Raw genomic sequence first — 9,246 nt, forward strand, 5'->3', positions numbered from 1 at the left:
TTTTTCGCCAGACTTCGTTGCTTGCTCCTTACAGATCCACTTCGGGATATGCTCGTCGCTCGCGCCTCGTCTGGCCGAAAAATCCCTTGCCGCGAACGTGAGCGTATTTATGAAATGGACCACTTAGGGACGGGCGTTTTCTTTCGCGAGGTCGATTTGCTCAAGGAGCGGGAGATCGCTGGGTGGATCCACGGAGTCGGAAAGCGATTCAAACGGATCGACGTGCTGGTGAACAACGCGGCGCGCGACCCTCGTATTCCGTTGGCGAAGTGTTCCGCCGCGGACTGGGACCGTCTCTTCGCGGCCAACCTCAGAGCTTGCTTCCTCACCACGCGGGAAGCGGTGAAGTGGATGCCGCGGACCGGCGGAGCGATTGTGAATTTCGCCTCCATCACCTTCCATCGCGGTCCTGAGAATCTGACCGCCTACGTCGCGACCAAGGGCGGCGTGATCGCCTTCACCCGTTCGCTGGCCCGTGAATTGGGCCCACGACGAATTCGGGTGAACACGATCTCTCCGGGATGGATCATGACCGCGCGGCAACTGCGGGATTACGTGACGCCGTCTGCCAAGAAACTGATCAAACGGTCTCAGTGCATTCCAGAGCTCATTCAACCGGAAGAGATCGCGCGCGTGGTTCTTTTCCTGGCCAGCCACGCCAGCAGCGCGATCACCGGACAGGAAATTCTCGCAGACCGGGGATGGGCCTATTCCTGAGGGTCTGAAGACTCGCCAGAGCGCGCATGGTCCGATTAATCTCCGGGCGCAACACATGAACACCTCGCCGACCAAACCGCGCCAGTTCGCCAGTGACAATAACGCCGGCATTTGCCCCGAAGCCTGGGCCGCTCTCGCCGAAGCCAATCAAGGCCACGCCGTCGGCTACGGCGACGATCCCTGGACCGCGCGAGCCGCGGACATGATCCGCGTAGTGTTCGAAACGGATTGCGAGGTGTTCTTCGTCTTCAACGGCACCGCCGCCAATTCCCTCGCCCTGGCATCCCTCTGCCAGTCTTACCACAGCATCCTCAGCCACGAGATCGCCCACGTCGAAACCGACGAATGCGGCGCGCCGGAATTTTTCTCCAATGGCACGAAGGTGCTGCTCCTGCCGGGTGAAAACGGCAAGATCGATCCTGCCGGGATCGAACGCATGGTCCGGCGCCGCACGGACATTCATTATCCGAAACCGCGCGCGGTCAGCCTCACGCAAGCCACCGAGGTCGGCACCGTGTATTCGGTCGAAGAAGTGAAGGCGATCGGGCTGATGGCCAAGGCGCTGGGATTGAAGGTGCACATGGACGGCGCACGCTTCGCGAACGCCGTCGTGTCCCTCGGCGTGAAGCCGGCCGAGATTACGTGGCGGGCCGGCATCGACGTGCTCTGTTTCGGTGGGACAAAAAACGGGACGCACGTGGGCGACGCCGTTGTGTTTTTCAATCGCGACCTGGCGCACGAGTTCGACTATCGCTGCAAGCAAGCGGGCCAGTTGGCGTCGAAGATGCGTTTCCTGGCCGCGCCGTGGGTCGGAATGCTGCAGAACAACGTCTGGCTTCGGCACGCGGAGCAGGCCAATCGCATGGCGCAGCTTCTCCATGAAAAACTGCAAGACGTCCGCGGCGTGAAAATCCTTTTTCCCCGGCAAGCCAATGCCGTCTTTGCGGAATTGCCCGAACCCGCCATCAAAGGACTGCGCGACCTGGGCTGGAGATTTTACACGTTCATTGGCCGCGGAGGCTGCCGCTTGATGTGTTCCTGGGACACGACCGAGGAGGACGTGACGGGATTCGCCGCGGATTTGAAGTCGCTGCTGAAGTAGCTACATCAACTTCAGCTTCGGCAAATCTTGCGAGTCCACGATCCCGACCGGTTCCTTCTTCGCATTCACAACGATCAGATCGTCGATATTGCGCTGATCGAAAAGTTTCACGGCTTCGAGCGCGAGCGCATCCTGATCGATGGCGACAGGGTTTCGGGTCATCACTTTGGACAACGGCAAAGAAAGCACTTCTTCCTCCGAAGCCATGTGGCGCCGGAGGTCGCCATCGGTGAATACGCCGGCCAGTTTGCCTTTGGCATTGACGACGCTGACCGTGCCGGACTTGGCCCGGGTCATGACGAGCAACGCCTGCTTCACCGAGATCGTTTGCGGGGCCACTGGATTGCGCGGTCCGGTCCGCATGATGTCGCGCACGCGCAGCAGCATCGCTCGCCCGATGGCGCCGGAAGGATGGAACTTCGCGAAATCGTTTTTCCGGAAGCCGCGCGCCTCCAGAATGGCCATGGCCAGCGCGTCGCCCATCACCAGCATCGCCGTCGTGCTCGCTGTCGGCGCCAAGTTGAAGGGGCAGGCTTCTTTGGGCACGCGGACGTTGATGACCACATCGCTGTAGCGGGCGAGCGTGGATCGCGTTCCGGCGGTGAGGGCAAGGATTTTGACGTCAAACCGCTTGAGCGCCGGGAGCAGCCCGACCAATTCGTCCGTCTCGCCGGAATAACTCAAGGCCAGGATCGTGTCGCCGTCGTTGATAATGCCGAGGTCGCCGTGCAGCGCGTCCACGCTGTTGAGCACGACGCTCGGCGAACCGGTGCTGGTCAAGGTGGCCGAGATTTTCTGGCCGATGTTCCCGGATTTGCCGATGCCGACGACGACAATTTTGCCGCGCTGCCGCAGGGCCTCGATCGCGATTTCAACCGCCTGGTCGAACGCGGCATCGAGATGCCGGCGGACGGCCCTGAGCGCGGCCAGTTCGATGTCGAAAACGGTACGAGCGCGGGCGAGATGGCTCATTCAAGTTCCGAGAGCGACTTTGAGAATGGAGGATTTCCAGATCACTAATTGACACCCATGCCCACTGATTACTGATCACTGATTACTGATTACTGATTACCCTGTCTCCGCTTCGCCGCAGTGCAGTCATTAAGGCTGTCGCGCCTCAAACTCACTCCGCATTCGGGTAGGATCCGAGCACCTTCACGAAATTGCAGTGCCGGGAGAGTTGCTCGACGGCCGTGGCCACCCGTTCATCGTGAATGTGGCCGTCGCAATCCACGAAAAAGTAATATTCCCAGGCCCGGCGCTTGCTCGGCCGCGATTCGATTTTGGTCATGTTGATCTTGAATCGGCGGAACGGAGCCAGCGCCCGATGCAGCGCGCCGATTTCGTGCACGATGCTAAACATCACGCTGGTTCGATCGCGTCCGGTTGGGGGACTGCACTGGCGGCCCAGGACCAGGAATCGGGTCGCATTGATCGAGTTGTCCTGAATGTCGCGTTCGAGAATTTTCAGGCGGTAACGCTCGGCCGCGAGCGAGCTGGCGATCGCGGCCGATTTCCGGTCCGAGCGCACCAGTTCGGCGGCGCGCGTGGTCGAGGAACTTTCGATAATCTCGACTTCCGGCAAATGCTTCTGAATCCAGCCGCGGCATTGCCCCAGCGCTTGCGGGTGAGAGTAAAGGCGTTTGATCTCGCTGCGTTTGACCTTGCCAACCAGGCAATGCTGAATGGGCAACACGATTTGGGAGACGATTTTCAGGTCGCTGTCCACGAGCATATCCAGCGTATGGGTCACGACGCCTTCGGTGGAATTCTCCACCGGAACGACCCCGTAGTCTGCGCGGTTCTTGCTCACTTCGTTAAAGACGTCCGCGATGGTCTTTTGCGGCGCGTAATACAGGCTGGAACCAAAGCGCCGGATCGCGGCCTGATGCGTGAAGGTGGCTTCCGGCCCAAAGTACGCGATGGTCATCGATTTCTGAAGCGAAAGCGCGCTGGACATGACCTCGCGATAAATGGCGCGCAGCGAATCGTTCGTGATGGGTCCCGGATTGCGTTTGCAAAGCCGCTCGAACACGGCGAGCTCGCGGTCCGGCGCGTAAATCTCCTCGCCGGCTTTGAATTTCATCGCGCCGATCTCCAGCACGTGCCGGGTGCGTTCGTTGAGCAGCTCGATGATTCGTTCGTCGAGCCGGTCAATCGCCTGACGATGCTCGGCAACGCTCATGGGCGGGCAATTTTGGACTGGTAAGGACGCGTTCCACCGCGTCCCTGGAATTGCTCATTCGATCGCAGAGTAAAGTCAGGGACGGAGTGGTCCGCGTTTCGCGAAGTGAATGTCCTTTGTGGGGCAACGGATGGCGGGGCTTGGGAAGCCCATCCGTCCCTACCAGGTTCCCGAGAAGCTCCCACGATTCGCTGATCGCGCAATGTGACTTCGAACGGAATGCAATCCCCCTCACCGGTCCTGCGGACACCCTCTCCCCCCACTGGGGGAGAGGGACGGGGTGAGGGGGATCGCTTCATGGGAAGCTTCCACGGAGCCGCGCATACGGCCCATGAAACTAAGACCATGCGGACCGCAGCCTTCAGGCTGCTTCCGCGCACTCTCCGGAGTCGAGCGTTGAAGCGGCCGAAAGGCCACGGTCCGAAGAGACGCTTCATGGGAAGAGCGGTCATCACCGGGTTGTCACTGTTTGGGCGCCTCATCCTCGGCGCCCGCGGATTTCTGCGTTTCCGCCATGGCGGCGGCGCCGTTCGACGAATCGAGCGTCAGTTGTTCCGGCGGCACGGTCGCGAGGCCGGGTTCGGCCGTGAGCAAGCCCTCCGGCTTTTGCACGGGAATGCGCCGCAGTTCGTCGGCGGCCGGCAATTCCTCCAGGCTGCGCAATCCGAAGTATTCGAGGAACTGGCCGGTCGTTCCGTAGGTCATGGGACGCCCCACAATCTCGGCGCGGCCGACCTGTTCGACCAATCCCCGCTCCAAAAGCGTCTGCATCACGCCATCGACCGAGACGCCGCGAATTTGTTCGATCTCCGCGCGCGTCAAAGGCTGGCGATACGCGATGATGGCGAGCGTCTCCAGGGCAGGCTGGGAGAGGCGCGGGTGGCGGTTCCGCTCGCCGACCAGCGCCTTCAGCCAGGGGGCGAATTCGGGCCGGCTGACGAATTGCCACGCGCCGGCCACGCACGCGAGTTGAAAACTCCGGTTGGCCTGCGCGTAATCTTTCTCCAATTCTTCCAACGCCGTGGCGAGGTCTTCCTCCCGCACTTTTCGGTAGGCGCGGGCGGTTTCATCGTCCGATTGTTCGGCGGCGGCGGAAAACAGTTCGCGCAACTGGCGCGAGCTGATCGGCTTCTCGGCGGAGAAAAGAATCGATTCAAGAATGGCTTTGAGTTCCATGATTTACGGCTTCTGCGTTGCAACGGGGCTGCCATTTCCGCTCACGGGAAATTCGGACGCGGGAACCGCAGGCAGATCCGGGGCTGCGGCCAGACTGATTTGAATCTCGCCGAAGGCCTCGCTCTGCGAGGCGGCCAGCATTCTCAACCGGATCAGCTCCAGCAACGCCAAAAACGTGACGACCACCTCCGTCCGGCTCGTGGTTCGGGCGAACAGATCAAAGAATCGCACGTGGGTCTGCGCTCGCACGAGTTGCATGAGTTCCTCGATCTTTTCGCTGACGGTCCAGCGGTCCTCAAAGACATCGCGGCTTTCTTCGCGCTGGGCAAAGCGCTTGAGAATCGCGCTGACGGCGTTGATCAAATCGAACACGGACACTTCGGGCTTGGGCGCGGGGCGTTCCGGCTCGAATTCGAGCTTGCCCGGAACGCGCGGGAAAACATTTTCCTGGACTGCTTCGCGTTCTTGCAGTCCGCCGGCGGCGTCTTTGAATTTCTTATATTCGACCAACTGGCGGATGAGTTCCCACCGCGGATCTTCGGTTTCGTCTTCCTCCTCGACCTGAGCTTGCTGATCGGCGGGCAGCAATTCGCGGCTCTTGATGTACATCAGGGTGGCCGCCATGACCAGGAATTCGCCGGCAATTTCCAGATCGAGCTGGCGCATCACTTCCACGTATTCCAGGAACTGCGTCGCGATCTTGGTGAGGTTGACCTCGTAAATATCGACTTCTTCCTTTTTGACCAGGTAGAGGAGCAAATCGAGCGGGCCTTCGAAGACCTCAAGTTGGACTTTGTGTTCAGTCATCAAGAACGCTGCGAGGGACGGGCCTCAACAGGTGGGGGCATTGTAAGCAGGACGCTCCGGGTTTGCAACGCCGGAACGTTCCGACGGGTGCGATTGAAACTGTCGGTCAACAAAGTCTTCTCCCTCTTTTCCCGAAGGGAGGAGAGGGCTGGGGAGAGGAGGTGCGTTGGCTCGCTTCTCCTGTTTCCAAGAACTCCCTCTCTCCAGCTCTCTCCCCACTCGTTCCTCGCGGGGAGAGAGAGAAGTCAATCGGAGTCGCTGACCGACAGTTTTAATCGCACCCCGTTCCGACGGAGTCCGAGAGGAAGGTCATCAGATTCTGGCTCGCGACGTCGCGCAGGAATGTGTGCAGGGGCGCCGCGCCATCGGGTGCAGAGTGGGAGTGCTCGGACAAAAACACGAGAACGCATTCCTTGCCGATTTTCCGGTCGGTCCACTGCTCGACCCAGATGCGCAAGTCGAGCGGCACGCGGTCGTCGCGATTGGCCGCCACGATCACCAAATCGGCGGCGGCGGCTTCCTCCGCGGCATGCTTGTCGAGCGACGGCACGCCCAGAGCTTCGAATTTCCACAGATCGAGCTGAAAGCGGTGTTCCTGCCCGAACCGCCGGGCCACGCGCTGGTAAAGTTGCAGCGCCTGAAGGCCCATCTCGATGTTTTCGTAGGCAATGAAGAATCTCAGCCCGGAAGTTGCGCCGCCTTTTGAATCACACCTTTTTGTCCTCGCCACCGTTGTCATGAGGCCAGTGGAGGGGCGAATCCGTTCCGGAACAATCCGGCCTCCGCCGAATTTGGCTTAGAGCGTGTCCGAAAATTGCGCGGGGTCCTGCGGCGAGGGATTTTGGCTGTGGCCAAGGCGGCGAGGTCCGAGCATCCCCAACGCGGGCTGTAAGGACCGAGCCAACGCAGGCCACGGACAAAAGACCCGCCGCCCGGAGGGTTTTCGCGCCAAAGGCCGCCTGGCTTCGTTGCTCCTCAGTCGAAGATCCAGGGAGGATATTCTCCTTCGTTGCGCCTCGCCATCCGGCCTTTGGCGCGAAAACAGGACCCCGCGGAATTTTCGGACACGCTCTTAGAAGAATCGCTGACAGGCGCTAGTGATTGCTCCTGCCCCGGACTGGGGTCAAGACCCCATGAGCGTAATCAGTAATCCACGCCTCACGGCAGGGCGCGTTGAGTGGAGAAGATTCCTCCCTTTGCGGAATCAACCCGCACCGTGAAATTGCCTCGCCCGCGGACGATGAATTGAACGCGCACGGCGCCCATGCCGGAGATCGTATCCAGCTCCACCCGCTCCGGTCGGCGCTTGACCGCTTCGACCCGCTTGAAAAACCGGTCGGTGACCCGGCCCGAGGAAAGCACCGTGACGTCCCGTCCGCTCAACGTCACCACGTCCGGCGGGCTGATGTGATTTCTCGCGTCCTGCGCCGAGCGCGTCGGAATCATCCGCGAATTCTCGATCGCCACCCAGACTTTGAACAAGCTCTCGTCCAGCCGCGCGATCTCAACCTCGCCGATGCTCAATCGCGGCATCTGGTCCGCGTGATAGAGCGTGAACGCCATGTTGCGGTGGCATTCTTCTTCGAGGAGGAAGGAGGTCGGCGTGCGGCCCCATTCTTTCTTGGTGCCTCCGATTTCGATTTGGCCATAAGTCGGATGGTTGAATTCGCGCCATTTCACGACGCCTTCGTTGAGGAGGACGTATTTGAGAAACGCGGCTTCATCTTCGCGCGAGGCGCCGGCGGACTTGTCGAGGTTGCGCGTGGTCCACAGCTCGGTCGTGAAGCCCAGAATCCCGCGTGCGCCGTAAAACCAATCCACTTCCCCGCCCCAAACCGTGTAGAGATCCTTCCAGATGATCATGGAGCGGTAGAAGGGCAGCATTTTCTCGCCGCGCTGGGCGATGAATTGCAGCGTGCGCTCGTCTTCCGGCTGGCTCACCCCGCCTTCGCGGCCCGGATTGCGGAGAATCATGCCGCCGTTGTTGTGATAAGATTGGAAGGCCGCGATGTTGGAGCGGCTCGTGACGAATTCAGAAATGGCCCGCGACTCCGGCAGCGAAAAGGGATATTCCTGCGCGCCGAACTGAATGTAATTCGGCTGCCAATCCCAGGCCCAGTTGCGGTTGGTGTCGTAGCCGCCAGCCGGGTCTTCGTTGACCTGGCCGTCGCCATCGTTGTCGAGGCCTTCGTTGCCCAGCAAAGTGTATTCGCCCTTTTCATCGGCGGCGACCTGGACCAGCAGGAACTCCGGATGTTGCGGGTGCGGTTTCCAGCGTCCGTTGGGATCTTTGATCCGCATCTGCGTGATCGAACCGTCGCCATCCAGATCATCGACGTCGTCTTCGTCCACCAGGCCGTCGCGGTCGTTGTCGTGGGGCCGGAGTCCGCTCCGGGACGAGTGCATGTTCTGGGGGTGATGAAACCAGCGGTCGCGCCCGTCGGGATTGATTGTCGGGATCAGGTAAAAGACGTTGTGATCGAGCAGGTCGGTCACCTTATCCAGGCGGCCATACTGATGGCAAAGGTACCAGGCGGTGTAAGCGACGACTTCGCCGCCCTGGACTTCGTTGCCGTGGATGTTGCCGTCGATGTACATGCCGGGTTTCCGTTCCGGATCGCCCACCTTCCGCGCCGTGACTTCGAGGCACCAGAGATCGCGGCCTTCGTACGACTTCCCGATGGAATACAATTTCGTGAGATCGGGAAAAGCCTGGTGAAGATTGGCCAGGATCGCGCCCAGGCCCGCGTGGTCGTAAAAGCGATTCCACTCCACGACCACTTTCCTCTGGGCCGCGCTGCCCAGGGCCGGGAACGCGTGGTTCGCCGGATTATCCGCTTTCGGCTGGCGAGCTGAGACGGCCGCGTGGAGAGGAGACAAGCCAACCGCGAAGAGGACTGCGGCAAATCCAATCGGCCTTGTCAAACCCACGCCTGTTTCAAGAATCGGCGAAAGGAGCGCGGGCAGCCGTGCCCGCGCGTTTCTGAGGATCTGGACAGAAACCTCTCGCGGGCAGGCTGCCCGCGCTCGTGCGCCTGAGATGGCGATTGGTCGAAGCGGTGAAAGTCCGCTTCTGTGCGGTGAAGAATCGTGCGGTATTGAACCATAACTGCGTCGTGGAAACACGGGGTGGAGAGCAATGGAACGAGAACGGCCAGTCCGTAACGCCGTTCGTCTGTCGAGGCGAACAAAGTGAACTCGATTCGGTCGGCGCGGATGGGCGAGCCTGCGAGCGCTGTGCGAAGCCTGTCGCGGAGGG

General features: G+C 60.7%; 8 protein-coding genes. 2 read left to right on the plus strand and 6 right to left on the minus strand.

Annotated elements, in window-relative coordinates; translation table 11 throughout:
* Positions 1 to 717 (plus strand): SDR family oxidoreductase (locus FJ398_22355; protein MBM3840650.1); only part of this gene is annotated, 717 nt, incomplete at its 5' end.
* Positions 718 to 772: 55 nt separating this feature from the next.
* The gene (locus FJ398_22360; GenBank protein MBM3840651.1) at positions 773 to 1,819 is read left to right on the plus strand and encodes a low specificity L-threonine aldolase; all 1,047 of its coding nucleotides are present in this window, start codon (positions 773 to 775) and stop codon (positions 1,817 to 1,819) included.
* Here FJ398_22360 and FJ398_22365 read toward each other — a convergent pair whose 3' ends face one another.
* The 6 genes from FJ398_22365 to FJ398_22390 all read right to left on the minus strand — a co-directional run.
* Positions 1,820 to 2,791, minus strand: a complete 972-nt coding sequence (locus tag FJ398_22365) for a KpsF/GutQ family sugar-phosphate isomerase (protein ID MBM3840652.1) — start codon at positions 2,789 to 2,791, stop codon at positions 1,820 to 1,822.
* 151 nt (positions 2,792 to 2,942) lie between these two features.
* A complete protein-coding gene (pheA, locus tag FJ398_22370) occupies positions 2,943 to 4,004 on the minus strand; it encodes a prephenate dehydratase (GenBank protein MBM3840653.1) in 1,062 nt (353 codons plus the stop codon).
* A 462-nt stretch (positions 4,005 to 4,466) separates the two neighbouring features.
* Complete coding sequence (gene scpB, locus FJ398_22375) at positions 4,467 to 5,180, minus strand: SMC-Scp complex subunit ScpB (protein MBM3840654.1); 714 nt, start codon at positions 5,178 to 5,180, stop codon at positions 4,467 to 4,469.
* A 3-nt stretch (positions 5,181 to 5,183) separates the two neighbouring features.
* Positions 5,184 to 5,987, minus strand: coding sequence for a chromosome segregation protein ScpA (locus FJ398_22380; protein MBM3840655.1), 804 nt, complete (start codon positions 5,985 to 5,987; stop codon positions 5,184 to 5,186).
* Between the two features lie 271 nt (positions 5,988 to 6,258).
* A complete protein-coding gene (locus FJ398_22385) occupies positions 6,259 to 6,726 on the minus strand; it encodes a hypothetical protein (GenBank protein MBM3840656.1) in 468 nt (155 codons plus the stop codon).
* Between the two features lie 419 nt (positions 6,727 to 7,145).
* Positions 7,146 to 9,246, minus strand: a 2,101-nt coding sequence (locus tag FJ398_22390) for a hypothetical protein (GenBank protein ID MBM3840657.1), incomplete at its 5' end; no start/stop codon positions are given.

This window comes from Verrucomicrobiota bacterium, assembly GCA_016871535.1.
Lineage (GTDB): Bacteria > Verrucomicrobiota > Verrucomicrobiia > Limisphaerales > SIBE01 > VHCZ01.

Excerpts from the sequence above, each read along its gene's own strand:
- FJ398_22360 (MBM3840651.1), top strand. The coding sequence starts at position 773 with ATGAACACCTCGCCGACCAAACCGCGCCAGTTCGCCAGTGACAATAAC.
- FJ398_22365 (MBM3840652.1), bottom strand. The coding sequence starts at position 2,791 with ATGAGCCATCTCGCCCGCGCTCGTACCGTTTTCGACATCGAACTGGCC.
- pheA (MBM3840653.1), bottom strand. The coding sequence starts at position 4,004 with ATGAGCGTTGCCGAGCATCGTCAGGCGATTGACCGGCTCGACGAACGA.
- scpB (MBM3840654.1), bottom strand. The coding sequence starts at position 5,180 with ATGGAACTCAAAGCCATTCTTGAATCGATTCTTTTCTCCGCCGAGAAG.
- FJ398_22380 (MBM3840655.1), bottom strand. The coding sequence starts at position 5,987 with ATGACTGAACACAAAGTCCAACTTGAGGTCTTCGAAGGCCCGCTCGAT.
- FJ398_22385 (MBM3840656.1), bottom strand. The coding sequence starts at position 6,726 with ATGACAACGGTGGCGAGGACAAAAAGGTGTGATTCAAAAGGCGGCGCA.